Origin of the sequence: Allosalinactinospora lopnorensis, from assembly GCF_000981225.1 — a bacterium.
In the GTDB taxonomy this organism is placed as follows: Bacteria; Actinomycetota; Actinomycetes; order Streptosporangiales; family Streptosporangiaceae; genus Allosalinactinospora; species Allosalinactinospora lopnorensis.
On the sequence record NZ_LAJC01000018.1, the window covers coordinates 18,961 to 44,271 of the forward strand.

Genomic DNA, 25,311 nt, shown 5'->3' on the forward strand with positions numbered 1-25,311 from the left:
CATGCCGGAGTACATCTATACGATGCGCAGCGTGCGCAAGGCGCACGGCGACAAGGTCGTCTTGGACAACGTCTCGGGATCGTTCCTCCCCGGGGCCAAGATCGGTGTCGTGGGTCCCAATGGCGCGGGCAAATCCTCGCTGCTGAAGCTCATGGCCGGCCTCGAACAGCCCTCCAACGGTGAGGCCCGGCTGATGCCCGGGTACACGGTGGGGCTGCTGGCCCAGGAACCCCGCCTCGATCCGGACAAGACAGTGTTGGAGAACGTCGAGGACGGCGTCGCCGAGACGAAGGCGCTGCTCGCCCGGTTCAACGAGATCGCCGAGAAGATGGCGACGGACTACTCTGATGAACTGCTCGAAGAAATGGGCAAGTTGCAGGAGCAGCTTGACCACCGCGACGCCTGGAACCTCGACAGCCAGCTCAGCCAGGCGATGGACGCCCTGCGCTGCCCGCCCCCGGACGCTGAGGTCTCGAAGCTCTCCGGAGGTGAGAAGCGGCGGGTGGCGCTGTGCAGGCTGCTGTTGGAGCAGCCCGACCTGCTACTGCTGGACGAGCCCACCAACCACCTCGACGCCGAGAGCGTGCAGTGGTTGGAGCAGCACCTGGAGAAGTACCCCGGCACCATCATCGCGATCACGCACGACCGCTACTTCCTCGACAACGTCGCCACGTGGATCCTGGAACTGGACCGCGGCAAGCTCTACCCCTACGAGGGGAACTACACCACCTACCTCGACACCAAGGCGGCCCGCCTGAAGGTCGAGGGCCAGAAGGACGCCAAGCGCCAGAAACGGCTGAAGGAAGAGCTCGAATGGGTCCGGTCCAATGCCAAGGCCCGCCAGACCAAGAGCAAGGCCCGCTTGGCACGCTACGAGGAGATGGCCACCGAGGCCGACCAGAAGCGCAAACTGGACTTCGAGGAGATCCAGATCCCGCCGGGGCCGCGGCTGGGCAGCACAGTGGTGGAGGCGAAGAACCTCTCCAAGGGGTTCGACGACCGCATGCTCATCGAGGAACTGAACTTCTCGCTGCCGCCGAACGGCATCGTCGGCGTCATCGGTCCCAACGGTGTCGGCAAGACGACGCTGTTCAAGATGATCGTCGGTGAGGAGACCCCCGACTCCGGGTCGATCATGATCGGCGACACCGTCAAGATCTCCTACGTCGACCAGTCTCGGGACCGGATCGCCGGCGACAAGAACGTCTGGGAGGCCATCTCCGATGGCGAGACGTTCATCCAGGTCGGCAACGTCGAGATCCCGAGCCGCGCCTACGTCGCGGCTTTCGGGTTCAAGGGCTCCGACCAGCAGAAGCCGGCCGGCGTGCTCTCCGGTGGCGAGCGCAACCGGGTGAACCTCGCGCTCACCCTCAAACAGGGCGGAAACCTGCTGCTGCTGGACGAGCCCACCAACGACCTCGACGTCGACACCTTGGGGTCGCTGGAGAACGCACTGCTGGACTTCCCCGGCTGCGCCGTCATCACCAGCCACGACCGCTGGTTCCTGGACCGGGTCGCTACGCACATCCTCGCTTGGGAGAACGACGCCAACTGGTTCTGGTTCGAGGGCAACTTCGACGCCTACGAGAAGAACAAGATCGAGCGCCTCGGGGCCGAGGCCGCGCGCCCGCACGCGGTCACCCGCCGCAAGCTCACCCGCGGCTGACCCGGTGGCCGGTCGGACCAGGGGCCCGTCCGGCAGGTCCTTTGTCCGGCGGCCCGAGGGCGCGGCGCACTCCCCGGACAGGGCCGTTCCGCGGCGGTTCCGCCCCGGGTGGTCGCCTCGCGCGCCGTCAGGACATAAGCTGGCAGGCGATTATGAGTTTCGCGCGCGATGACAGTGAAGCCCAAGTGACCTTCTACGAGGCCGTTGGCGGGGAAGAGACCTTCGTCCGCCTTGTCCGCCGGTTCTATGAGGGCGTCGCCGAGGATCCCGTCCTGCGCCCGCTCTACCCTGGCGACGACCTCGGCCCCGCCGAGGAGCGGCTGCGCCTGTTCCTCATGCAGTACTGGGGAGGTCCCCGCACCTACAGCGAGCAGCGCGGACATCCCCGGTTGCGGATGCGGCACGCCCCTTTCCGGGTCGGGGCCCAGGAGCGCGACCGCTGGCTGGCGCATATGCGCGCGGCGATGGACGGCATCGCACTCCCCGCCGCGCTCGACCGGCAGATGTGGGAGTACATGGTCATGGCGGCGCACAGCATGGTCAACGTCTCCGAGGAGACCATGCAGACGGCGGCTCCGGTGGCCGACTCCGCACCGGCGGCGGGGGCCGGCGATTCCGGCGGCGATGACGGGGACGGGCCCATCCGGATCTCGCTGCAGCCCTGACGAACCGGCCGGCCCCGAGGCCTCCTGGACTTTCCGTGAGGTGCCCCGACTCCCGTTGGGGTACTCGGCGAGGGGCGGCACGTGGTCCGCGATAAGGCGCTCCGCCGGGTGACGGATCGCGTCACCGCCGGGCGATCGGTACGGCGACGATGGCCGCCGCGCAGAAGGCGGCGGACACGGCGAACACGGGGGACAGCCCGTACCAGTGGATCACCACCGCCATCATGAACGGTGTGAGCATGCTGCTGAGAGCCTGGAGCGAGTTCTGCGCCGCCATCGCCCGCCCCGCCCAGGGCAGCCCCGCGGTCTCGGCCACGGAGGTGAACGTCAGACCGTTGTGACTCATCGAAAGCACCACGCAGGCCAGGAGCAGTGGCACTCCCGCGACCGGCAGTACGAGCGGGCTCAGGGACAGCAGGAGCAGGGCCGCGCCGGAGACCGCCGCGATGGTGCGCACGGGCCGCAGCCGGCTGCCCACACGATCCGACCACACCCCCAGCAGCAGCCGGGACGCCGCCCCCGGGACCTGGGCGACCGCGAGGACGGCGCCGGCGGCCGGTGCGCTCCATCCGTGCTCCTGGACGAGGTAGACCAGCGCGTACGTCATAACGGTGAACTGCGGAACCCCTAGCAGCATGGACGCCCCGTGGACCCGCCAGATGGTCGGATGCCGGTAGGGGGAAGCGGGCCGAGACGCGGTCGCCGGCCCGGGATCGGTCCCCTTCTGCCGCGGCGTGGCGGTCAGAACCGCCACCAGGGGCGCCATGACCATGGCGAGGGCGGCGGGCAGCAGCATCGCTCCAGTGAATCCCCAGTGAGCGGCGGCGATGGGGAGCGCGGCGGCTGACAGCGCTATTCCCAGAGGCTGGGCCGTCTGCCGTATCCCCATCGCCAGACCCCGCTCGCGCATGGTGAACCAGCCGAGGATCAGCCGGCCGCTGGCGGCGTTCACCGGACCGGCGGCGGCGCCCACGAGAACCAGCACGGCGCCGGCCCCGATCGGACCCTCCGCCGTGTTGAGCAGGCCGAGGAAGAACGCTGTCAGGAGCAGGCTGGCCGTCATCGTGAACCGCTCGCCGTAGCGGTCGATGATCACTCCCCAGCCAGGAGCGTCAGCAGCAGCCCCAGGCTGGACAACCCGGCCAGCGTTCCGGCCTGCGCGGTCGTCAGGTCGTAGGCGACGCGCAGTTCGGGGAGGACGAACGGGACGCCGAACAGCGCGCTCACGCTCGCGATCTGGGCCACGAGCGCAACAGCTAGGATCACCCAACGATTCCGCGTGCTCACCGGGCCAGCGTAGTGACCGCAGTCGCTCCTGCTCACAGTGGGGAAAGAAACAGCGAGGCAGTGTGTCCGGCCCCCACAGCGCCGAGGTCCTCCCCGGCGGAGCCGGGAGCGCGGAGCCGGCTTTCCGACGGCCGTCTGAGGCCCATGGGGAGGAAGCGCACCCCGCCGTTCCCTGGCGGGGCGCTAACCGTGCAGGTAACCCCGCAGGTATTCCCGCTCGCTCTCATCGAGGCGGCGAATCCCCTGGGTCTGCGGATCGAAGCCCACCAGGACCGAGATCGCCTTCAGATAGACCGTGTCGGGGTCGCGGACCTCGTAGGCCAGCGTGAAGCTGGCGTTCTTCACCTCGGTCACCCAGGTCTCCACCCGGACCGGTTCCCGGCGCAGCAGCAGCGGCCGCACGTAGTCCACCTCGTGCCGGGCGACCACCAGGCGGCCCATCCTGGACGCCCCGTCGATCTCGCTGTCCCAGTGCAGGAACGAGACACGGGCGTCCTCCAGGTACGTCAGCATCCGCACATTGTTGACGTGGTTCAGCGGGTCGAGGTCGGCGAACCGGATATGCGCGAAGTGGAGGTGCCTTCGAGGCCCGCCGTTCCCGCTGCGGTCCCCCGCACCGCGGTCAACGCGCTCCCTCGCCGTGGCCTCTGTCACTGTTCTCATCCCTTCTCGGCCATGGCCTGTGTCGATGGTGGCCAGTGTCGCAAACACGGTGCTCTACGCGGTGCTCCGCCCTCAGCGTTCGTCGCCCGCAGCCACGCGCAACCCCGTGTAGTGGGCGAGGAAGGCCATCTGGTCGGCGCTGAGCCGGACGCTGCGGCTCACCGCGCGGGAACTGTGCCCCACGTCGGTCTCCCTGCGCAGCACGACGGGGCGGTCGCCGATGGGAGCCGCGGTGGCGTACTGCATGGCGGCGCACATCTTGCGTGCGTGCAGCGGATCGACACGGGTGTCGTTTTCGAAGACGGTGAACAGCGTCGCCGGGTAGCGTACCCCCTCGCGCACGTTGTGGTACGGGGAGTAGGCCAGCAGCCAGCCGAGCGCTTCGGGGTCGTCGGCGCTGCCGTACTCGACGTTCCACAGCTGGCCCAGACCGAAGTGCTCGTAGCGCACCATGTCCAGTAACGGAGCCGAGCACACAGCGGCGGCGAACAGTTCGGGGCGCTGGGTGGTCACCGCGCCGACCAGCAACCCACCGTTGCTGCCGCCCATGACCGCGAGCCGGTCGGCGGCCGTCACACCGGTGGCGATCAGGTGCTCCGCCGCGCTGGCGCAGTCGTCGAACACGTTCTGCTTCTCGCCGAGCATCCCCCGCGATGCCACTCCTCGCCCTCTTCCAGGCCGCCGCGCAGACCGGCGACCGCATAGACCCCGCCGGCCCGCACCCAGGCCAGGATCGTCGCCGAGTAGCCGGGGGTGAGCGAGATCGAGAACCCCCCGTAGCCGTACAGGATGGCCGGGCGCGGTCCGTCCATGTCGGGGGGTGAGACCACCAGCATCCGCACCGGGGTGCCGTCACGCGAGGTGTAGGTGACCTGCTCAGTGCGTACCTCCGGCAGGTCCAGCGTGCCCGGCGCCGACTCCCAGAGGGCGACCTCGCCGGTCCGGGCGTCGTAGCGGTACACCGCACTGGGGGAGGTGTTGTCGGTGTAGTTGAACCACGCCTCGTGGCCGCCTTCGGGGCGCTCCAGGAGCCCGCCGACCGAGCCCAGGCCGGGGAGCGGGACCGTGCCCTTCCGTTCCCCGGCCACCAGGTCGTGCACGGTGACCTCGCTGACCGCGTGGCGCCGCCAGGAGGCCAGCATCACCGGGCGTTCCAGCTCCGGGCCGTCCAGGATGGCGAAACCGCTGAGAACCGCGTCGGAGTCGGCGGCGATGAGGGTGCGCCAGTGGTCGTAGCCCGGCGTTGTCGGGTCGGTCACACACACTCGTCCCCGCGGCGCGTCGCGGTCGGTGAAAAGGTAGAGGCGCCCGTCACGCCCGACATAGGGCCAGGCCAGGGCGTCCACCTCCTCCTGGATCGCGGTGAACTGAGGGGCCTCCGGTCCGGTCTCGTGCAGGTCGGCGATCCAGGCGTCGTTGCGCGAGGCGGTGCCCTTGGTGCAGTCGATCAGCAGCCACCGGCCGTCCCGGCTGACCGAGACCCCGTAGTAGCTGATCTTGTCGCGTCCCTTCCCGAAGATCAGTACGTCCTCGTCGACGGGAGTACCGACCCGGTGCAGGTAGACGCGCCGGTGGTACTGCTCCTCCCTTCGGGGACCTCCTCCTCCGGCAGCCGCCGTACGTAGAGGAACGCCGCCTCTCCGGGCAGCCACGCGATGGGGGAGTATCGGCAGCGGTCGATCGGACCATCAACGTTCTCGCCGGTGGCGACGTCCATGACCCACAGCAGCGACTCCTCGTCGCCCCCCTTGGAGAGCTGGTAGGCGAGCAGCCGTCCTTCACGGTCGGGGCGCCACGAATCAAGGGTGGTGGCGCCGCTGGGATCGAGCGCCGTCGGATCGATGAGGATGCGTTCGGTGCCGCTATCGGGCGCCACGGTGATCAGGACCCCGTGCTCCTGGTCGGCGGTGCGCCGGGTGAAGAACCTGCGGCCTTCGCGCCAGACCGGTGCGCCGACGAATCCCGCGCCCATGAGTTCCCGGATCCGCTCGCCGAACCAGTCGCGGGCCGGCAGCTCTTCGGCGACAGCCGCGAAGAGGGAGTCCTGGGCGGCCGACCATTCCTTGGTCCGGGGGGAGTCGGGGTCTTCCAGCCAGCGGTAGGGATCGTCGATCTCGCGCCCGTGCAGAGTCTCGGTGAGCTTCACACGTTCGGCGATGGGATAGCGGCGTTCAGGCATGCCTAAGACTCTATCCACCCGTATCAGGGCGGTTCACCGGACGAAGGACCGGCTGCCTGATGGTGTATTTCAGGTGCTATTTCGATGGCGCGGCGAAAATTGGGGTGGCGGCGGAGCGGTCCGACCAAGCAAACTGAATGCGGGACGTTACTCGGCGGGAACCCACCCACGGGAGGTCCGTGTGGCAAAACGTGCAGAGCCGGCCGTATGGCCGGTACAAAGGGAGGTCTCCTGGCTGGCCGATCGGCTGGCCGGGGAAGAGACACAGCCGTTCGGCGCGACGGCTCAGGAGAAGCCATGAGCGCCGGGCGCGGTACGGAGGGTGGCCCAGCCCACCGTCACGTGCTGTTGCTCAACGCCAGCTATGAACCATTGACGACCGTACCGCTGCGCAGGGCGATTCTTCTGGTGCTGCGGGAAAAGGCCGAAGTCGTGCACGGCGACGCCGCGGGTGCCGTCCTGCACTCGGCCACCACGGCTCTGTCCGTACCGTCGGTGATCCGGCTCCGGCGCTACATCCGCGTTCCCTACCGCAGACGGGTGCCGCTCACCCGGGTGGCGCTCATGCGGCGGGACGGCCACCACTGTGGTTACTGCGGAAAACGGGCCGAGACCATCGACCACGTCATCCCGCGCAGCCGCGGTGGAGCGCATGTGTGGGAGAACGTCGTGGCCTCCTGCAAGTCCTGCAACCACCGTAAGGCCGACCGCCTTCTGGACGAACTGGGATGGAAGCTGAACGTCACACCCAAGGTTCCGCGGGGTCTGCACTGGCGGCTCATCAACGGTGAGCACCATGGCGACCCCCAATGGGCGCCGTACATGGCCAAGCAGGCGGCTTAGCCGCACATGGCGCCCGGGGCGCCGGGGTGTGCCCGGTTCCCCGGGGCCGGATACGGCCGGCGCGGCCTTCGTCGTATCCGGGGAGTCACTCCACCTGGCTGACGTCCCGCGCGGCCCCGGTCGAGGCCGAGGTGGCCATGGCGGCGTACGCACGCAGCGCCGCCGTCACCGGGCGCTCCCGGTCCCTGGGGCGGAACCCGCCGAGTTCCTTGAGCAGCCGCTCGCGCCGCGCCGCCAGCTCGTCCTCGCTGATCTCCAGGGCAATGCCCCGGTTGGGGATGTCGATGCTGATGACATCACCGTCCTCCACCAGGGCGATGTCGCCCCCGGCACCCGCCTCAGGGGAGGCGTGGCCGATGGAGAGCCCCGATGTCCCGCCCGAGAAGCGGCCGTCGGTAACGAGGGCGCATGCCTTGCCCAGGCCGCGGCCCTTCAGGAAGCTGGTGGGGTAGAGCATCTCCTGCATACCGGGGCCGCCCTTGGGCCCCTCGTAGCGGATGACCACGACGTCCCCGGGCTCGACCCGCTTGTTCAGGATGCCGTCGACGGCCTCCTCCTGGCTCTCGAAGACCTTGGCCGGGCCGCTGAACGTCCACAGCTCCTCCTCGACACCCGCTGTCTTCACGATGGCGCCGTCGGGGGCGAGGTTGCCGAAGAGCACCGCGAGACCGCCGTCGGCGGTGTAGGCGTGCTCGACGCTGCGGATGCAGCCGGACTCCCGGTCGGTGTCTAGGCTGTCCCAGCGGACGTCCTGGGAGTAGGCCTTGGTGGTGCGCTTTCCTCCGGGGGCGGCGTGGAACAGCTCCACGGCCTCCGGGAGCACCTGGTCGGAGATGATGTCCCACTGGGCCAGGTACTCGCCCACCGTCTGCCCGTGGACCGTGGGCAGCGAGGTGTCGAGCAGTCCGCCGCGCGCCAGTTCGCCCAGGATCGAGGGAATGCCTCCGGCGCGGTGGACATCCTCGATGTGGTACTTGTCGGTGTTCGGCGCGACCTTGCACAGGCAGGGGACCCGCCGCGACACTTCGTTGATCTCGGGAAGGCCGAAGTCCACGCCGGCCTCGGTGGCCGCGGCCAGCAGGTGCAGGATCGTGTTGGTGGAGCCCCCCATGGCGACATCGAGCGCCATGGCGTTGCCGAAGGCCTCGGGGGTCGCTATCGACAGCGGCAGCACCGAGTCGTCGTCGTCCTCGTAGTAGCGCCGCGCGGCCTGGACCACCAACCGCCCGGCGTCCTCGTAGAGTCTCTTGCGGGCGACGTGGGTCGCCAGAACGCTGCCGTTGCCCGGCAACGCGAGCCCGATCGCCTCGGTCAGGCAGTTCATCGAGTTGGCGGTGAACATCCCCGAGCAGGAGCCGCATGTGGGGCAGGCGTTCTCCTCCATCTCGTCGAGCTCCTCCTGGGAGACGCTCTCGTCGGCGGAGGCGATCATCGGGTTGATCAGGTCGAGCTTGCGGACCCTGGTGGCCGTGCCGTCGACGACGGTGACCTTGCCCGCCTCCATCGGACCGCCCGAGACGAACACCGTGGGGACGTTCAGCCGCATAGCCGCGAGCAGCATGCCAGGAGTGATCTTGTCGCAGTTGGACACGCAGACCAGCGCGTCGGCGCAGTGGGCGTTGACCATGTACTCGACCGCGTCGGCGATCATCTCGCGGCTGGGCAGCGAGTAGAGCATGCCGCCGTGGCCCATGGCGATGCCGTCGTCGACCGCGATGGTGTTGAACTCGCGAGGGATGCCTCCGGCCTCGCGCACGGCACCCGCCACGACGTCGGCCACCTCGCGGAGGTGGACGTGGCCGGGAACGAACTGGGTGAAGCTGTTGGCTACCGCGACGATCGGCTTGCCGAAGTCCTCCCGTTCCACACCGGTGGCGCGCATGAGGGCGCGCGCGCCGGCCATGTTCCTGCCATGGGTGACCGTGCGTGAGCGTAGCGCGGGCATGGGGTGAACTCCCATCGAGACGAACGTGAACCGGGCGCCCAAGGTAGGCCGGGGTACGGCCAGGGCTGCAAGGGTCGCGGTCGCCGGCCCTCGCCTTTGGGCGGATATGGATGCCGTTCCTTCCGATGGTAGCCCGGAAACGGCCTGCTCGCGTCCCGGACTCCGGGGACCAGCGGCCCAGGCGGCGCACGTTCCGAAACCAGGAGACCCCGGCGGTACCCCCGGACGCGGAATGGGCTGCGGTGTCGGCGGAGGGCGCCCGCCTGATGCCCGGCGCGGGTTCAGCAGGGCTCAGTAGCGCGCCGGGAGGACCTTCTTGGCGGCCTGGTAGATCTCCGTGATCTCGTCCTCGCTCAGCCGGTCACTGCCGCTGCGCAGCCACTTGCGGACCTTGGTTCCGCTGATGATGTCGACCCCGCGCAGGCGGTGGCTGTCCCACGGCATGGTCGGCCCGTAGATCGCCAGCGACGCGCGGACCTTGATGTCGCGGCCCACTTCCTCACTGATGAGCCGCTCGGCGGTGCGGGCCTCCTCCAGAGCTTCGTCGATGCGCTCGTTCTTGGAGAAGCGGCCGTGGTAGAGCTTCTCCAGCTTGTTCCGGAGGGGGAGCCGCCGATCCCAGGACTCGGAGTCGATCGAGAACGCTCCCCGGCGCCCGACGATGAAGTGGTCGATCTGCCCGTTCCCGCCGGGGATCCCCCGTGCGTGCAGCACCCGGTAGCCGAGCCGCTTCATGACCTTGAGCTGGGCCTCGGTTCGTCTTTGCGCCGCTGAGGGCGTGCGCCACCGCGGTACCTCGGACTGGCGGCGCGCGGAACGGACGGTGAAGGCGATGACGGTGGCGATGGCGAACGTGGCCCCGATGCGCCAGTCGGCCGTGAGGAGGCCCACGGCCAACCCCACCGCCGCCGCGGCACCGCCACGGATCACCCACCGCCGCCCCGACTCTGAGGACACCAGGGCAGCGTACGTTTTCCGGGGTCCCGCGGAGCCCCCGGAGCTTTCGCCGCGGCCACCTACGAAAGGCGATGCGTTCGCCGTCCCGCTCTGCTGTTGGTCGCCGTCTTGGAGTCTGGTCGCCGATTCCACGCACAGAAGGGTAGTTCGATCCGTATGCGAGTCCTAGCCCATTGAATCTCACACTTTTCTTTCCCCGAGTGGTCCGAATGTCACGTGTCCGGCGGCCGACTCCGGGGAATAACTAGTCTTTTCCACCTCTCTAGAGATGTTTCGGCCGGCCGGGCCTCCGGTCCGGCAGGGGACCCACTAGCCTCAGCACATGAACCAGATTCATGATCTGACCGCGATCGAGCTGATGGAGCGGGTCCGGCGCCGCGAACTCTCCCCGGTGGAGGTCACCGAGCACTACCTGGGGCGCATTGAGCGGCACGACCGGCAGCTCGGGGCCTTCATTACGGTCACCGAGGACTCTGCCCGCCTGCAAGCCCGGAACGCGGAGAAGCGTGTTCTTCGCGACACGCCGGACGAGCTGCCCCCGCTGCTCGGCATCCCGGTGCCGGTCAAGGACCTCGAACCGCTCGCGGGGGTGCGCCATACCTACGGCTCCGCGGTCTATGCCGACAGGGTCGCCGACGTCGACGCGGAATTCGTCGCCGAACTGCGCAAAGCGGGCGCCGTCTTCCCCGGCAAGACGAACACCCCCGAATTCGGCTCGCCCTGCTACACCGAGAACGATATCGCCTCGCCGGCCCGCACGCCCTGGGACCTGGCGCGTTCGGCGGGGGGATCCAGCGGCGGCGCCGCGGCGGCCGTGGCCGGGGGACTGGCGCCGGTCGCACAGGGGGGCGACGGCGGCGGGTCGATCCGGATCCCCGCGAGCGTGTGCGGGATCTACGGTCTCAAACCCACGCGCGGCCGCATTACGGGAGCACCGCTCAAACCCGATCTCCTCGGGCTGTCGACGGCCGGGCCGCTCAGCCGGACAGTGAGCGACGCCGCCCTGCTGCTCGACGTCATGGCGGTCAACCAGCCGGGAGACTACTACACCGCGCCGCCGTTGCCCGAAGGGGAGACCTTCCTCGACCATGCCCGCCGCGAGCCGGGACGGCTGCGCATCGCCCGGTTCCGCGCCCCGGCGCTGACCGGGGTCGAGGTCCACCCCGATGTCGTCGCCGGCTACGACTCGGCGACGGAGCTCCTCGCGGGCCTGGGCCACGAGATCGAGGAGATCGAGCCGCCGTTCGACGAGTCGATCGCCGGGGACTTCCTGACGGTCTGGGCCGCGATGACGATCGCCAACCCGGTGCCGCGCGAGCAGGAGGCGCGCCTGCGCCCCATCAACCGCTGGTTGCGCGAGCAGGCCCGGAACACCACGGTCGCCGGGTATCTGCGGGCGACCATCCGACTGCAACAGCAGGTCCGGGCGGCGCTGCCCAAGATGCTGTCCTATGACGCGGTCCTCACCCCGACGCTGGCGCTGCCTCCGGTGCCTGTCGGCCACTTCGACGCCGAACCGGAGGAGGAGTTCCGCCGTATGGCGCACTTCACCCCGTTCACCTCGATGTTCAACGTCACCGGTCAGCCGTCGGTCAGCGTCCCGTTGCACTGGACGGACGGCGGACTGCCGATCGGGGTCATGCTCTCCGGGCGCATGGGCGGTGAGCCGACACTGCTCTCCCTCTCCGCGCAACTGGAGGCGGCGCGGCCGTGGCTGCATCGCACGCCCCCGATCTGGACCGGTTGACCGCCGGATCACCGCGGCGCGAGGTCGGGATCCGCGGTGGTCCGCGCCTCCGCCGGCACCGGCGGGAGCAGCGGGACGAGCAGGCCCATCCCCAGCGCGGCGGCGAACGCGCGCTGGAGCGGCCGGTGCGTCCCGGGCAACGTACCGGCGACGATCCGGCCGACCAGCGAGCCCAGCGCCCAGATCGCGGCCAGGACGATCACGTACCCCGGGGCGGCCCGAACGAACAGCGTGTGACCGATGCGGTTCCAGTGGCTCGGCTTCCGCCCGATCCGTCCGAAGAAACCGGAGGAATCGGCGGAAAAGGTCGTCCGGAAGGGGGTGCTGGCATGGCGCACCTATCACGTGTCCGCTGGGTGCGGCATGATCGGTGTCTGTGAGTGATGCGGAGTTGACCCGGCTGGCCGAAGAGCTGGCGGTGGCGACGGAGTACGAGGACTGGCGCGGCCGCCGAGTGCGTGTTGGGATCGACACGCTCCGACACGTCCTGACGACCCTCGGGGTGGACGTCACCGATCCGGGCGCCGCGTTGCGGGCGCGCCAGGAGGAGGCCGCGCGCCGGCTGCTCCCGCCCGCCGCCGTCGCCCGCTGGGGGCGCACGCCGCGGCTCCGGCTGCCCCCGGGGGCCGAGACCTGGGTGGAACTGGAGCATGATCGCCGGACGCCGCTGGGTCCCGGCCTGCCGATGGGGGTGCATGCACTGCACGCGGAGTACGGCGGTGTCCACCAGCGGGCCCCGCTGCTGGTCGTCCCCGACCGCCTGGAAACCGCCGAGGCCTTGAGCGAGCACCGGGTGTGGGGCCTCATGGTGCAGCTCTACTCGTTGCGCTCCCGCGCCTCCTGGGGAATGGGCGACCTGCGCGATCTCGCCGAGCTCGCCGATTGGAGCGCGCGCGACCTGGGGGCGGGGTTCACCGCGATCAACCCGGTGCACGCCACCGAGCCCGTACCGCCGATCGAACCCTCCCCCTACCTCCCGGTGAGCCGTCGTTACGCGAGCCCTCTGTACATCCGGATCGAGGACGTTCCCGAATACGCGCGCCTGGAACCGGCGCGACGCGAGGAGATACAGCGGCTCGCCCGCCCGCTGCGCGAGCAGGGGCGCACCGCGGACCTGCTGGACCGCGACGCCATGTGGCGTGCCAAGCGCGCGGCCTTGGAGATCCTCTTCGAGGCTCCCAGACCCCCCGAACGGCAGGCCTCCTACCAGGCGTTCCTGGAACGCGAAGGGGTCTGGCTGGTGGAGTTCGCCACGTGGTGCGCGCTGGCCGAGGAGCACGGCTCCGACTACCGATCCTGGCCCGAGCGGCTGCGAGACGTCTCCACGCACCCAGTGGGGGCCGAGGCGCTGCGTCGCTGGCCCGGTATCGAGTTCCACCGCTGGCTGCAATGGGTCATCGACGATCAGCTGGCCGCCGCGCAGGCCACCGCGCGCGCGGCGGGCATGCCGGTCGGCATCGTGCACGACCTCGCCATTGGCGTGCAGCCCGGCGGAGCCGAGGCCTGGATGCACCGCGACGCGCTGGTCGCCGGGGTGAGCGTGGGGGCGCCGCCTGACGAGTTCAACCAGCAGGGACAGGACTGGGGGCAACCGCCCTGGCACCCCGTCCGGCTCGCCGAGCAGGGTTACGGCCCGTTCCGGCAGGTGCTCCGGCAGACCATGCGGCACGCCGGCGGTCTGCGGATGGACCACATCGCGGGGCTGTTCCGGCTCTGGTGGGTACCCGAGGGAGCCTCCCCCGACCAGGGGACCTATGTGCGCTACGACCACGAGGGCATGGTCGGTGCCCTGGCGCTGACCGCGCACGAGTCGGACGCTCTCGTGGTGGGCGAGGATCTCGGGACGGTGGAGCCGTGGGTCCGCCGCCATCTGGCCGAGCGCGGGATCCTCGGCACGTCGGTGCTGTGGTTCGAGCGCGACGAGGACGGCAACCCCCGGCGCCTGATCAGTGGCGGCGCGATTGCCTGGCCACAGTGGCCACCCACGATTTCCCGCCCGTCGCCTCCTACCTGTCGTCGGAGCACATCGAACTGCGAGACCGGCTGGGGCTGCTGAAACGGCCGGTGCACGAGGAGCGCGCCGCGGCCGAACAGCTGGTGCGTTCCTGGTGCGCGATGCTCGTCGAGCTGGGGCTGCTGGACGCCGATACGGACCCGGTCTCCGAACCGGCCAAGGTCGTGGCCGCCCTGCACGGCTACCTCGCCCGGACCCCGGCCAGGATGATCGGGGTGGCCCTGGCCGACGTCGTCGGCGATCGGCGGATGCAGAACCAGCCCGGCACCAGAGACGAGTACCCGAACTGGCGCATCCCGCTGGCCAACGCCGAAGGAGAGCCGGTGCTGCTTGACGAGCTGGCCGCCGATCCGCAGGTCACCACGTTGGTCCGGCGCGTGCTGCGCCCGCTGTTGAACCATTCCTCCGTCGAGCAGTGAGAAGGCCCACCGCCCCGGCGGAGCGGCGGGCCACTGCGGATCAGTTTGCGGTTGCGGCCTTTCCGTCCCTGCGCTGGGCGCGCAGCGCGCGCTCGACGCCCGCGCGGCCCTCGACCAGCAGCCGGCGCAGCGCCGGAGGCGGGTTCTCCACCTCGATGTAGGCATCGGTCCGGCGCAGGGTCTCCTCCTCGATGAGGTGGCTCGGATAGGCGATCTCGGCGAAGGACTGGGCGAACTCCCCGGTCCAGTTCTGCCACGCGTCGCCGAGCAGGGCGAAGTACTTCTCCACGTAGGGCCGGTACAGCTCGCGGTGTGCCGGTTCGGTGAACCCGCCCAGCGTGGCCCGGAACTCGGCATTGGCCATTTCGGTGGCCGACCTGATCCGCTCCCAGGCCTGGGCCTTGGCCTCCGGTGTCGGGATCGCGGCCCGGCAGCCGGCCGCCTGGCGTTCGCCCGTGGCGGTCGGGTCGGACTCCAGCTGGACGGTGATCTCCTTCTCCTCGGCCCTGCCGTTAACCACCAGCCGGCGTAGCAGGGCCCAGCGCAGGTCGGTGTCGATGGTCAGCCCGTCGACGGTGATGGCGCCGTCGAGCAGCCCCTGCAGCAGTGACAGGTGCTCGTTGTCAACGGCCGCGTCGGCGAAGCCCTGCGCGTAGGCGAGCTGCAGGTCGCTGCCCGGTTCGGCGGCGGTGAGCAGCTCGCGCAGCCGCCCGGCGAGAAGCGAGAACCCGGTTTCGCGCCATTCGGGGGCGGCGTAGTTGTGCAGTACCGCGACCGCCTGGCGCAGCAGCATCTGCGTCACGGAGACGTCGCGCACCCCGCCGATACCCGACACCACCAGCCGGACGTAGTCGCGCGCGGCCATCTCGGCGTCGCGGGTCATGTCCCAGGCGGCGGAGAAGCACAGCGCGCGCGGCAGCGACTCGCGGATCTCCCCGACACCCGCGACCACGGTACGCAGCGATCGCTCATCCAGCCTGATCTTGGTGAAGGTCAGGTCGTCGTCGTTGATCAGCACCAGGTCGGGCTGTGCCTTGCCGACCAGCTGCGGTACCTCGGTGCGCTCGCCGATGACGTCCAGCTCCACGCGTTCGCGGCGCACGATCCCCTCGTCGGTGCGGTCGTACAGGCCGATGGCGAGCCGGTGCGACCGCAGCGTCGGGTAGTCGGGGGCGGCCTCCTGCAGCACGGCGAAGGAGGTGAAGGCGCCATCGGTGTCCGTCTCGAAGTCCGCGCGCATGGTGTTGACGCCCGCGGTCTCCAGCCACTCCCGCGACCAGGCGGACAGGTCGCGGCCCGAAGCGTGCTCCAGCTGGCGCAGCAGGTCGCTCAGCTCGGTGTTGCCCCAGGCGTGTTCCTTGAAGTACTCGCGCACCCCGGCGAAGAACGCGTCCACCCCCACGTAGGCGACGAGCTGCTTGAGCACCGCAGCGCCCTTGGCGTAGGTGATGCCGTCGAAGTTGACCTCAACGGCCTGGATGTCGGGGATGTCCGCCGCGATCGGGTGCGTCGAGGGCAGCTGGTCCTGGCGGAGCGCCCACGCCTTCTCGATGTTGGCGAACGTCGTCCAGGCGTCCTTCCATTTGGTGGCCTGGGCCTGGCAGTACACGCTGGCGAAGGTGGCGAAGGACTCGTTCAGCCACAGATCGTCCCACCAGCGCATGGTGACCAGGTCGCCGAACCACATGTGCGCCATCTCGTGCAGGATCGTCTCGGCGCGGCGCTCGTAGCGGGCGTCGGTGACGCGGGAGCGGAAGACGTAGTCCTCCAGGAACGTGACGGCCCCGGCGTTCTCCATGGCTCCGGCGTTGAACTCCGGCACGAACAGCTGGTCGTACTTGTCGAACGGGTACCGCAGGCCGAAGAGGTCGTGGTAGAAGTCGAAGCCCTGCCTCGTGACCTCGATGATCGCGTCGGCGTCGAGGTGTTCGGAGAGGGAGGCGCGGCAGAACACGCCGAGCGGGATGCCGTCGTGCTCGTCGCGCACCACGTGGTATGGGCCGGCGATCAGCGCGGTGATGTAGGTCGACATCGGCTGGGAGGCCGGGAAGTGCCACCGGACCTTGGGCGGCTCGCCCTCGATCCCCTCGACCGCTTCGCGGACGACGTCCGGCGCGGTGTTCGAGACGACTTCGAAGTCGGCCGGGGCCAACACCGTCAACTCGAACCGCGCCTTGAGGTCGGGCTGGTCGAAGCAGGTGTACATCCGGTGCGCGTCACACGTCTCGAACTGCGTGTACAGGTAGGTCTTTCCGTCGACCGGATCCACGAAGCGGTGCAGGCCCTCGCCGGTGCGCATGTAGTTGGCGTCGGCCAGGACCCGCAGCACGTTGCTGGCCTCCAGGCCGGGCAGCGTGATGCGCCCGCCGTCGAACACCTTCTCCGGGTCCAGTTCGCGCCCGTTGAGTTCGATGCTGTTGACCCTCTGCGCGACGAGGTCGATGAAGGTGCCGGCACCGGGCTCGGAGCAGTCGAACCGGACCACCGTCGCGGACTGGAAGGTCTGGTCGCCCTGGGTGAGGTCGAGTTCCACACCGTAGGAGGAGACGTCGAGGATTCGAGCCCGCTCTCGTGCCTCGTCACGTGTCAGGTTGCCCGCCACGTCCTGCTCCCTTCACGGCCGTCGCCTCCGCCGGCCGGGTCGCTGATGGTCGGTCTCGTCGCGAAGCCGCGCGGCACCGACCTACTGACCTTGAACATCGTCTGTTTCCGATCCTGCCACGCATCGTCGCGGAATGCGGAACCCGGCGAATCGGTTGGGGCGAGGCGGAACCCCCCAAAGCGCGACCGGCGCAACGGCCGCGCATAGGGCGCGAACGCAGCCGGAACGAGGAGGAATGCAGGGTGAGCGAGCAACCGGCCACCGTCGACTTCTGGTTCGACCCGAAGTGCCCGTGGGCGTGGATCACGTCGCGATGGCTGCTGGAAGTCGAGAAGGTCCGACCGGTGCGGGCGCGCTGGCACGTGATGAGCCTGGCCGTGCTCAACGAGGACAAGGAGGTCTCGGAGGAGTACCGGCGGTTGATCGCGGAGGCGTGGGGACCGGTCCGGGTCGCCATCGCCGCCGAGCAGCGCTTCGGGAACGAGGTACTGGGCCCCCTTTACACCGCTCTGGGCACCCGCTTCCACGTTCACAAGGAGCCCGCGACGACCGAGACGATCACGGCGGCCCTGGCCGATACCGGCCTTCCCGGGGATCTGGCGCAGGCCGCCGGCTCCAGTGACTACGATGGGGCACTGCGCAGGTCGCACAAGGACGGCATGGACCGTGTCGGGTACGAGGTCGGCACCCCGGCGGTCTCGGTCGATGGCGTGTCGTTCTTCGGTCCCGTGGTGACACCCGCTCCAAAGGGTGAGCAGGCCGGGAAGCTGTGGGACGGTGTCCTGCTGGTCGCCGGCACCGATGGCTTCTACGAACTCAAGCGGAGCCGGGACCGCGACCCCGTCTTCGACTGACATCCGAGCGATAACCGTCTCGTACGGCGTGAAGGGGCGTGAAAGATGAGCGCACCGGATGATGAGCGGCAGGTCGAGCTGTCCGACGACGAGTTGGAGATCCTGCCCGACGGACCCGGCGACGAACATGGCGCCGGGTGGGGAGGGGCCCTCTTCGGGGGAGACGACATCGCCCGGCTGCTGGAGGAGCGCCCGCCGCACTGGGACTGATCCCCGGGGAACCCTGGCCGTGAATACCAGAATCCGGTTCTGGGAAAGTGGCTTCCATGCGATCCCTTTACCTCAACGGGGCCTGGACCGGCTCCTCCTCGGACCAGGCCCTCGACGTGATCAACCCCGCGACCGAGCAGGTCATCGACTCCGTGCCGGCGGGCGACCCGGCTGACGTCGACCGTGCCGTGGCGGCGGCCAAGGCGGCCTTTCCCTCCTGGTCGGCTCTGAGCGTCGCGGAGCGCCGCTCGTACCTCGAGCGTGCCCTGGAACTGTTCCGGCGGCGCGCCGAGGACGTCGCCGCCACCATGGCCGCCGACATGGGGGCCCCTCTGAAGTTCGCCACCAAGATCCAAGCGGGCCTTCCGATGGTGATGTTCCAGACCTACCTGGACCTGCTGGACGAGGTGGGCGAACGCTACTTCACCGGTGAGAGGGTCGGTGAGTCCCTGGTCGTCCGTGAACCGGTCGGCGTCGTCGGCGCCATCACCCCGTGGAACTACCCCCTGCACCAGATCGTGCTGAAGGTGATCCCGGCGCTCGCGGCGGGCAACACCGTGGTGCTCAAACCCAGCGAGATCGCCCCGCTCGGCGCGTACGCGCTCGCTGAAGTCTTCCACGACGCCGGGCTGCCGGCGGGCGTGTTCAACCTCGTCTCCGGTACCGGTCCGGTCGTCGGTGAGGCGATCGCCGCCCACCCCGACGTGGACATGGTCTCCTTCACCGGTTCCGGGCGGGCCGGCCGGCGGGTGAGCGAGGTCGCCTCGGCCACGGTGAAAAGGGTCGCCTTGGAACTCGGCGGGAAGTCGCCCAACGTGATCCTGCCCGATGCCGATCTCCGGCACGCGGTCAAGCGCGGCGTGGCCGATGTGATGCGCAACACCGGGCAGAGCTGCAACGCGCTCACCCGGATGCTCGTGCACCGGGACCAGTACGACGAGGCCGTACGGACGGCCGCCGAAGCCGCCGCGAAGCACGCCCCCGGCGACCCCCTTGAGGAGGGCACCCGCATGGGGCCGCTGGTCTCCAAGGCCCAGCTCGACCGCGTCCGCGACTACATCGGTATCGGTGTGAAGGAGGGCGCACGGCTGGTCACCGGTGGTGCCGAGCCGCCCGAGGGCCGCGAGCAGGGCTACTACGTCCAACCGACGGTCTTCGCCGACGTGCGCAATGACATGCGCATCGCCCAGGAGGAGATCTTCGGTCCCGTCCTCGTGCTGATCCCGTACGACTCCGAGGAGGAGGCCGTCGAGATCGCCAACGACACGGTCTACGGACTCAACGCCGCGGTGTGGGCGGGCGACCGCGATCACGGGCTCGCTGTGGCCCGGAGGCTCCGGGCGGGGCAGGTCGAGGTGAACGGCGGCGACTTCAACCCGCGCGTCCCGTTCGGCGGCTACAAGCAGTCCGGTGTCGGACGCGAGTGGGGCATCCACGGGCTCGACGAGTTCTGCGAGGTCAAGGCGGTACAGCTTGGCGCCTGACCCCAGGGCGGCGAGGCTCGGCCGCGTCCGGGGTGAGCAGTGTCACGAACGGCTCGCCGCGTCTTAGCGGAACCAGGGCACCGGGATCACACGTTGTCGGCTGTGAAAAGATGCCCCACGCGTCAGTCAGTGTCCAAGAGTCGAGGTGCGAGTTGAGCAAGCCGAAGGTGTCGAAGGCCGAGCCACTGAGCAAGGACCTTAAAGCCATCCTCTGGGTGAACCTCATCGCGGCGGTGTCACTGCTCCTCTTCGCCGCGATGGGCCTGGGCATAGCCACTGTGGGGGCCGCCGCCTAGCTCCGGCGCGCGGCCCGGCCGCGCCCGCCTCCGCTCAGCGGGGCGGGCGTCCTCTGTGTCGGACGGCCTGCAAGACTATGGGTGTGCGTGTATACCTTGGATCCGATCATGCAGGCTTCGAACTGAAGGAGCACCTCGTCTCCTGGCTCAAGGAGCGGGGATACGAGGTGGTGGACGCCGGACCCGCCGTCTATGACGCGGAGGACGACTACCCGCCCTTTGTCCTGCGCGCCGCGGAGGGGGTTGCGGCCGACAAAGGAGCCGTGGGGGTCGTCCTCGGAGGATCCGGCAACGGCGAGCAGATGGCCGCGAACAAGGTGGCCGGCATCCGCGCCGCGCTGGCCTGGAGCGAGGAGACCGCCCGGCTCGCCCGTGAGCACAACAACGCCAACGTGCTCAGCATCGGAGGCCGGATGCACCCGCTGGAGGAGTCGACCCGCTTCGTCGAGGTCTTCCTCACCACTCCCTACAGCGGTGGCGAGCGCCACACCCGCCGGATCGAGATGATCAGCCGCTACGAACAGAACGGCGAACTGCCGCCGCTGCCCTGAGCGGCAGCGGTCGGCGGATCAGCGCCGGCGGCGGCGCTCGCGCCGCCGGCCGTGCCTGGTTGCGCGCTTCGCCTCGCGCGGAGCGGGCGGGATCGCCAGGGCGTCCGGCCCGGTCGTCTGTTCCGGAGGACCAGCGGGCGGTTCGCCGGATCCGCGGCGCTGCCGATCAGATGGCGCGGATCCGACGCTTCCACGTTCTCCCGTGACCGGGCCGGGCCCGACGTGGCGGGATGGGAAATCCGGGGGAGGGGATCGCGGTCCGTGCGCGGACGTGACACGTCGCGCACGCGCATCGCCGCGGCCAGGCTGATATGTGTACGTGGCACTTCGACTCCGCCCGCCCCTTCCCTTTTCCACCCGTTCACGCCTTGCGGTGACGGTAATACGATTACCCGGCCGTGAAAAGGCTCCCGGGCAGCGGGCTGCCCGCGGGTCTAGAAGATCACGCCGCAGAAGGGACGGGTGGGGAGGCTGAGCGCGGTGTCCAATCGCTGCGCCGCTCCCGCTGTCTCCTCGGTGAGCGACCCGGCCGCGAGGTGGGAGGACAGCCGGGTGTCCCCCAGGTAGGCCGCTCCCAGATGGGAGACGTCCAGCCGGATGTCCGGCTCGGCGTCGGTCATGGTGCAGTGTGCGGAACCGGTGTCCGCCGCGAGCCGCCACCGGCCGGCGTTCCACGGGCAGTACGTGTCGGTCGCCTCGATCACCACGTCAACGGGTGCGGCGTAGGACCGCTGCTCCAGGGCGGCGGGCAGGTCCACGAGCCGGATCCAGAGCCCGTCGGTGAGCCGCGAGCGGGCCGGGTACTTGTCGCTGAGCAGGTGGAAGAGCGGGTCGTCCAGCGGGCGCAGCGCGGTGCTGACCGTGGAGACGAGGTCGCGCGTGAGGACGTGCTCCCAGAGCAGCGCGTGCGCCGCGGGGGTTGTGGCGTAGAGCTGGTCGACACGCAGCGGGCAGTCGGCCACGCCGTGGTCGTCCCACTGCTGCCTGATCCGGTAGAGCGCGTAGCCGCTCGGGCCGGTGCCGTCCTCAGCGAGTGCGCACTTCAGGGAACTGAACCCGGCGCGGTCCCGCTCCTCGCCGGAGAGGAGGAGGTCCCACCGCGCCTTGTCGCGGGCGAACTCGCCGACCAGGGTGGAGGCCGCGGCCTGGTGTACCAGCGACAGCTCGTCGCGGACCTCGCCGGGCGAGGCCAGCCTGAGCTGGAGTCCGGGGTCGCGCGGCAGGTCGGGACGCAGGGCGGCCTCGCCCCGCCGCAGCGTGATCATGGCCGAGGCGGAGGCGGAACCGTACCCGAAGCGTCCGTAGATGCCGCCCTCGCTGGCGAACAGCGCCGCGACCGCCTCGCCCCGCTCGCGGATGTCGGCGAGCTGGCGGCGCATCAGCGCGCTGAGGATCCCCCGGCGGCGATGGGTGGGCCAGACCCCCACGCCGGACACCCCGGCGACGGGGCGCTGCCCGCCGGGCAGCGTCATCGTGAAGGAGTGCGCCACCGCCGTGCCCACCATCTGCTCACCGTCGAACACCGCCAGGGTACGGTCGAGGTCGGTGATGGCGCGGTAGTGTTCCAGCCGCTCTACGGAGGCGTTATGGCTGTTCAGCGCCTCGGCGCATAACCGCGCGAAGGCGGCGAACCGGTCGTCGTCGATGGGGCCGGGGCTCCACGTAGCGGCGTCGTCGGTTCTGGCGGTGTGTGATCGCGACATACTTCCTTTGCCTATCACCGGCGGTACAGGGCGGCCAACGGATTTTCCGCTCGGCCGCGGGGCGCCGATCACGCCGGCGGAGAACAGTGGCAGTGGGGGAAGCGAGCAGTCACAGTTGCGAGCCGTCCGAAGCCCGGATTGACGGTCGACCGGGTCCGGGATTTTCCGGCGAATCACCGTCGGATTGCCTCCGGAGGCCTGACGCGGCGGCGCTTCTCTGCCCATACTGGACCATGCGTATTCCTGTGTGGTTTTTCGGGCACACGCTGGGCGGATATCGGTCTGTCTGCTATCCGCCGCCGTGCTGGAAGCGATTCCGCAGCTGCGTGCCAGGTCCTCAGGTGGACGCTACAGTTCGGGCACGATGAACGCTTCAGTAACCCCCAAGCTCCTGCGCTGCGCTCGTTCGGCGAGCCAGCGCGTGCTCGCCGTACTCCGGCGCAACGTGCTGTTCCGGTACCGGATCGTGCTGATCACCCTGGTGGTGCTGGCCGTCGGTATCGGTGTCGGTGCTGTGTGGGGGCCGTCCGGCTGGTTCCCGCCCAGCGCGGTGATCCTCACCGTGCTGGCCGGCGGGCTGCTGCTGAAGCGCAAGAGCCTGGCGTTCCTCCTCGGTGTTGTCGCGGCCGTGCTGCTGTTCGTGACGTTCAAGCTGGACTTCGGGCAGGTGGGCCCGGGGCTGCTGGTGACCATCGGCGTCACAGCGGTCCTGGCCTACCTGCTGTCGGGGGTCCGCGAACGGATCGGGGTTCAGGGACTCGGAGGCGAGCGGATGCTGCTCGACCTGCGCGACCGCCTGCTCGCCCAGGGGCGCCTGCCGCGCCTGCCCGCCGGCTGGGGCGGTACGGCGATCCTCCGCCAGGCCGGCGGGTCGTCGTTCGGCGGTGACTTCGTCGTCTCGATGCGCCATGATGAGCGGCTCGACCTCGCCGTCGTGGACGTCTCCGGCAAGGGCGTGGACGCCGGAACCCGCGCTCTGATGCTCTCGGGCGCGTTCGGCGGACTCATCAGCGCGGTCCCCAGCAGCGAGTTCCTGTCGCACTGCAACGACTATTTGATGCGGACCTCCATGGGTGAGGGGTTCGTCACAGCGGTGCATCTCAGTATCGACCTGGAGAGCGGCGACTACATCATCGCCTCCGCAGGTCATCCGCCCGCCGTCCAGTTCGACAACGGCGCCGGCACCTGGAGCACCGCCGATGCCAAAGGGGTCGTTCTCGGTGTCATCCCGGAGATGAGTTACACGCCCGTAAAGGGGAGGCTGCGCCCGGGCGACGCGATCATGCTCTATACCGACGGCCTTATCGAGACACCGGGAGAGGACCTGGACGCGGGAGTGGACCGCCTCCTGGGAGCGGCCGAGCAGTTGGTCACCGAAGGCTTCGGCCCGGGGGCAGGCCCCCTTGTGGACGGCCTCAGCAGGGAAAAGAACGACGACTGCGCGCTGGTGGTCATCTGGCGCTCCTGACTCCGCGTGCCTCTCCCCGCGCGGTGGAGACGCAGGGCGGCCAGATGTCCGCAGCAAGGGGCGGTGCCGGTAGGGTCGGGGTGCTCCCCGGGAAGAGGAGCGGCCCCGGAACACCGGCTGAGGTGGGCTCCGCTGTGCGATCACGGTGTTCACCACGGGATCCGACCCATGGCGTCGAGGCGCCGCCTGGACGACCGACACGCCCATCCGCCTGTGCCAACACGCGTGTTCGCGTGGAATCGGTGTGTTCTGGAGCTGTCGGATGAACTGACGATCCCCATTGGGCCCGCCCGGGGGTATACGGGACGCACGGAGGGGGTGCTCAGGATGGCCAACGACGAGCCCGTCGCGGAACTCACCCAGCTGGTCGAGGCGAACGACCTCACCGAGATCCGGCTGTGGCTGGCCGAGCATCCCCCTTATGAGATCGCGGACGAGTTGGAACGCATGGACAGCCGTCTCGCGATCGTCCCCTTCCGGCTCCTGGACAAGGACCGCGAACTGGAGGTCTTCGAGGAGCTCGACCCGGTTCACCAGCAGGAGATCCTCCTCGGATTGCGCGACGTCGCCTTCCACGAGCTCCTGGAGGAGATGGACCCCGACGACCGGGCGCGGCTCATCGGAGAGGCGCCGGCCAAGATCGCCACCCGCGCGCTGGCCGGCCTGAGCCCTGCGGAACGGAAGATGACCGCGGCCCTGCTGGGCTACCCCGAGGAGTCGGTCGGCCGGTACATGACGCCGGAGACCATCATCCTGCACCGGGATCTCACCGTGGGGCGGGCTCTGGAGGTCGTCCGGGCGAAGGGCGCCGAGGCCGAGACCGTCTACACGCTGCCCGTGGTCGACGACGGCCGGCGGCTCGCCGGAACCGTGGAGCTGAGCGATCTCGTCATCAACGACGACGAGACGCTCCTGAAGGACATCGTCGATATCCTCGTCCCTCGGGTGCGGGCGACCGAGCCGGCCGAGGGGGCCGCGCGCCTCATGCAGGAGGCGAACCTGGTCGCGCTGCCGGTCGTGGACTCCGAGGAGCGTTTCGTCGGGCTGCTGACCTTCGACGACGCCCTGGAACTGATCGAGGCGGCCGACTCCGAGGACATCGCCCGTCAGTCGGCGGCCAGCCCGGTCGCCGGGCACTATGTCGCCGTGACGGTGACGAAGCTCGCGCGGGCGCGCGTGGTCTGGCTCCTGCTGCTCATCATCGCCTCTACCCTTACGGTGACCGTTCTGCAGGGGTTCGAGGGGACCTTGGAGCAGGTCACCGCGCTGGCGCTGTTCATCCCGATGCTCATGGGGACCGGCGGTAACGTCGGCTCCCAGTCGGCCACCGCGATCGTGCGCGCGCTCGCGGTGGGCGAGGTGCGGCTCCGGGACCTGCCGAAGGTCGCCTGGAAGGAGAGCCGGGTCGGACTCATGCTCGGGTGCATTCTGGCGACGATCGCGCTGACCGTCGGGTGGGCGGTGGTTCCGGGAGGGGTCGCGTTGGCGGTCGCGAGCTCTGTCATCGCGATCTGCACGTGGGCCGCGATCATCGGGAGCACGATGCCGCTGCTGGCCCGCCGCGTCGGCGTCGACCCCGCGGTGGTCTCGGCTCCCATGGTCACGACGCTGGTCGACGCGACGGGGCTGCTCATCTACTTCAGCACCGCCCGTGTCCTCCTCGGGATCTGATCGTCACTTCCACGTGTCTTATCTGGTATAACGCGCTGTTTTACGGGTATCGCTCCTCCTGCCCGCCACAGGTGGGACGTATCGCAT

19 protein-coding genes and 2 pseudogenes are annotated in these 25,311 nt (G+C 69.5%); 12 read left to right on the plus strand and 9 right to left on the minus strand.

Features of this window, described 5'->3' with window-relative positions; translation table 11 throughout:
* Position 1 precedes the first annotated feature (1 nt).
* Together ettA and VS93_RS08905 are read left to right on the plus strand one after the other, a co-directional pair.
* The gene (gene ettA / locus VS93_RS08900; protein WP_046469504.1) at positions 2–1,666 is read left to right on the plus strand and encodes an energy-dependent translational throttle protein EttA; all 1,665 of its coding nucleotides are present in this window, start codon (positions 2–4) and stop codon (positions 1,664–1,666) included.
* A gap of 152 nt (positions 1,667–1,818) precedes the next feature.
* A complete protein-coding gene (locus tag VS93_RS08905; protein ID WP_082126742.1) occupies positions 1,819–2,331 on the plus strand; it encodes a globin in 513 nt (170 codons plus the stop codon).
* A 121-nt stretch (positions 2,332–2,452) separates the two neighbouring features.
* Here the strand turns inward: VS93_RS08905 and VS93_RS08910 are convergent, their stop codons facing one another.
* From VS93_RS08910 to VS93_RS08920, 4 genes and pseudogenes are all read right to left on the minus strand, one after another.
* Positions 2,453–3,427, minus strand: coding sequence for an MFS transporter (locus tag VS93_RS08910; RefSeq protein WP_338022699.1), 975 nt, complete (start codon positions 3,425–3,427; stop codon positions 2,453–2,455).
* Positions 3,424–3,597 carry a hypothetical protein gene (locus tag VS93_RS32880; protein WP_338022700.1) on the minus strand — a complete coding sequence of 58 codons (174 nt, stop codon included), beginning with the start codon at positions 3,595–3,597 and terminating at the stop codon, positions 3,424–3,426. Before VS93_RS32880 ends, VS93_RS08910 begins: the two co-directional genes overlap by 4 nt.
* A gap of 204 nt (positions 3,598–3,801) precedes the next feature.
* Positions 3,802–4,272, minus strand: coding sequence for an acyl-CoA thioesterase (locus VS93_RS08915; RefSeq protein WP_046469506.1), 471 nt, complete (start codon positions 4,270–4,272; stop codon positions 3,802–3,804).
* 81 nt (positions 4,273–4,353) lie between these two features.
* Positions 4,354–6,460 (minus strand): annotated as a pseudogene (locus VS93_RS08920) (prolyl oligopeptidase family serine peptidase).
* A gap of 342 nt (positions 6,461–6,802) precedes the next feature.
* On the opposite strand from VS93_RS08920, the gene VS93_RS08925 reads away from it, so the two are divergent.
* Positions 6,803–7,303, plus strand: a complete 501-nt coding sequence (locus tag VS93_RS08925) for an HNH endonuclease (RefSeq protein ID WP_046469507.1) — start codon at positions 6,803–6,805, stop codon at positions 7,301–7,303.
* 85 nt (positions 7,304–7,388) lie between these two features.
* Here the strand turns inward: VS93_RS08925 and ilvD are convergent, their stop codons facing one another.
* Together ilvD and VS93_RS08935 are read right to left on the minus strand one after the other, a co-directional pair.
* A complete protein-coding gene (ilvD, locus tag VS93_RS08930; RefSeq protein ID WP_082126743.1) occupies positions 7,389–9,248 on the minus strand; it encodes a dihydroxy-acid dehydratase in 1,860 nt (619 codons plus the stop codon).
* Between the two features lie 291 nt (positions 9,249–9,539).
* Positions 9,540–10,208 carry a nuclease-related domain-containing protein gene (locus tag VS93_RS08935; RefSeq protein ID WP_236700433.1) on the minus strand — a complete coding sequence of 223 codons (669 nt, stop codon included), beginning with the start codon at positions 10,206–10,208 and terminating at the stop codon, positions 9,540–9,542.
* 319 nt (positions 10,209–10,527) lie between these two features.
* Between VS93_RS08935 and VS93_RS08940 the strand changes: the two genes are divergently transcribed.
* Complete coding sequence (locus VS93_RS08940; protein ID WP_046469508.1) at positions 10,528–11,952, plus strand: amidase; 1,425 nt, start codon at positions 10,528–10,530, stop codon at positions 11,950–11,952.
* An 8-nt stretch (positions 11,953–11,960) separates the two neighbouring features.
* On the opposite strand, the gene VS93_RS32455 is transcribed toward VS93_RS08940, so the two are convergent.
* A complete protein-coding gene (locus tag VS93_RS32455) occupies positions 11,961–12,290 on the minus strand; it encodes a hypothetical protein (protein WP_046469509.1) in 330 nt (109 codons plus the stop codon).
* A 38-nt stretch (positions 12,291–12,328) separates the two neighbouring features.
* Here VS93_RS32455 and malQ point away from each other — a divergent pair.
* Positions 12,329–14,385: pseudogene (malQ, locus tag VS93_RS08950) on the plus strand (4-alpha-glucanotransferase).
* A gap of 40 nt (positions 14,386–14,425) precedes the next feature.
* Here malQ and pepN read toward each other — a convergent pair.
* Positions 14,426–16,987: an aminopeptidase N gene (gene pepN, locus VS93_RS08955; protein WP_046469510.1), complete on the minus strand. Its 2,562-nt coding sequence runs from the start codon at positions 16,985–16,987 to the stop codon at positions 14,426–14,428.
* 242 nt (positions 16,988–17,229) lie between these two features.
* Here pepN and VS93_RS08960 point away from each other — a divergent pair, with 242 nt between their 5' ends.
* From VS93_RS08960 to VS93_RS08975, 5 genes are all read left to right on the plus strand, one after another.
* Positions 17,230–17,841, plus strand: coding sequence for a mycothiol-dependent nitroreductase Rv2466c family protein (locus tag VS93_RS08960; RefSeq protein ID WP_046469511.1), 612 nt, complete (start codon positions 17,230–17,232; stop codon positions 17,839–17,841).
* 45 nt (positions 17,842–17,886) lie between these two features.
* Complete coding sequence (locus tag VS93_RS30040) at positions 17,887–18,051, plus strand: hypothetical protein (RefSeq protein WP_173434282.1); 165 nt, start codon at positions 17,887–17,889, stop codon at positions 18,049–18,051.
* Between the two features lie 56 nt (positions 18,052–18,107).
* Entirely contained in the window at positions 18,108–19,535 is a 1,428-nt protein-coding gene (locus VS93_RS08965) for an aldehyde dehydrogenase family protein (protein ID WP_046469512.1), read from the plus strand.
* Between the two features lie 152 nt (positions 19,536–19,687).
* Positions 19,688–19,831, plus strand: a complete 144-nt coding sequence (locus VS93_RS08970; RefSeq protein ID WP_236700430.1) for a hypothetical protein — start codon at positions 19,688–19,690, stop codon at positions 19,829–19,831.
* Positions 19,832–19,914: 83 nt separating this feature from the next.
* A complete protein-coding gene (locus VS93_RS08975; RefSeq protein ID WP_046469548.1) occupies positions 19,915–20,382 on the plus strand; it encodes a ribose-5-phosphate isomerase in 468 nt (155 codons plus the stop codon).
* A gap of 434 nt (positions 20,383–20,816) precedes the next feature.
* Here VS93_RS08975 and VS93_RS08980 read toward each other — a convergent pair whose 3' ends face one another.
* Positions 20,817–22,085 (minus strand): GNAT family N-acetyltransferase, encoded by a 1,269-nt coding sequence (locus VS93_RS08980; RefSeq protein ID WP_046469514.1) that lies wholly within the window; start codon positions 22,083–22,085, stop codon positions 20,817–20,819.
* Positions 22,086–22,449: 364 nt separating this feature from the next.
* On the opposite strand from VS93_RS08980, the gene VS93_RS08985 reads away from it, so the two are divergent.
* Together VS93_RS08985 and mgtE are read left to right on the plus strand one after the other, a co-directional pair.
* The gene (locus tag VS93_RS08985) at positions 22,450–23,553 is read left to right on the plus strand and encodes a PP2C family protein-serine/threonine phosphatase (protein ID WP_046469549.1); all 1,104 of its coding nucleotides are present in this window, start codon (positions 22,450–22,452) and stop codon (positions 23,551–23,553) included.
* A 327-nt stretch (positions 23,554–23,880) separates the two neighbouring features.
* Positions 23,881–25,224, plus strand: a complete 1,344-nt coding sequence (gene mgtE, locus VS93_RS08990) for a magnesium transporter (protein WP_046469515.1) — start codon at positions 23,881–23,883, stop codon at positions 25,222–25,224.
* The last annotated feature ends 87 nt before the right edge of the window (positions 25,225–25,311 follow it).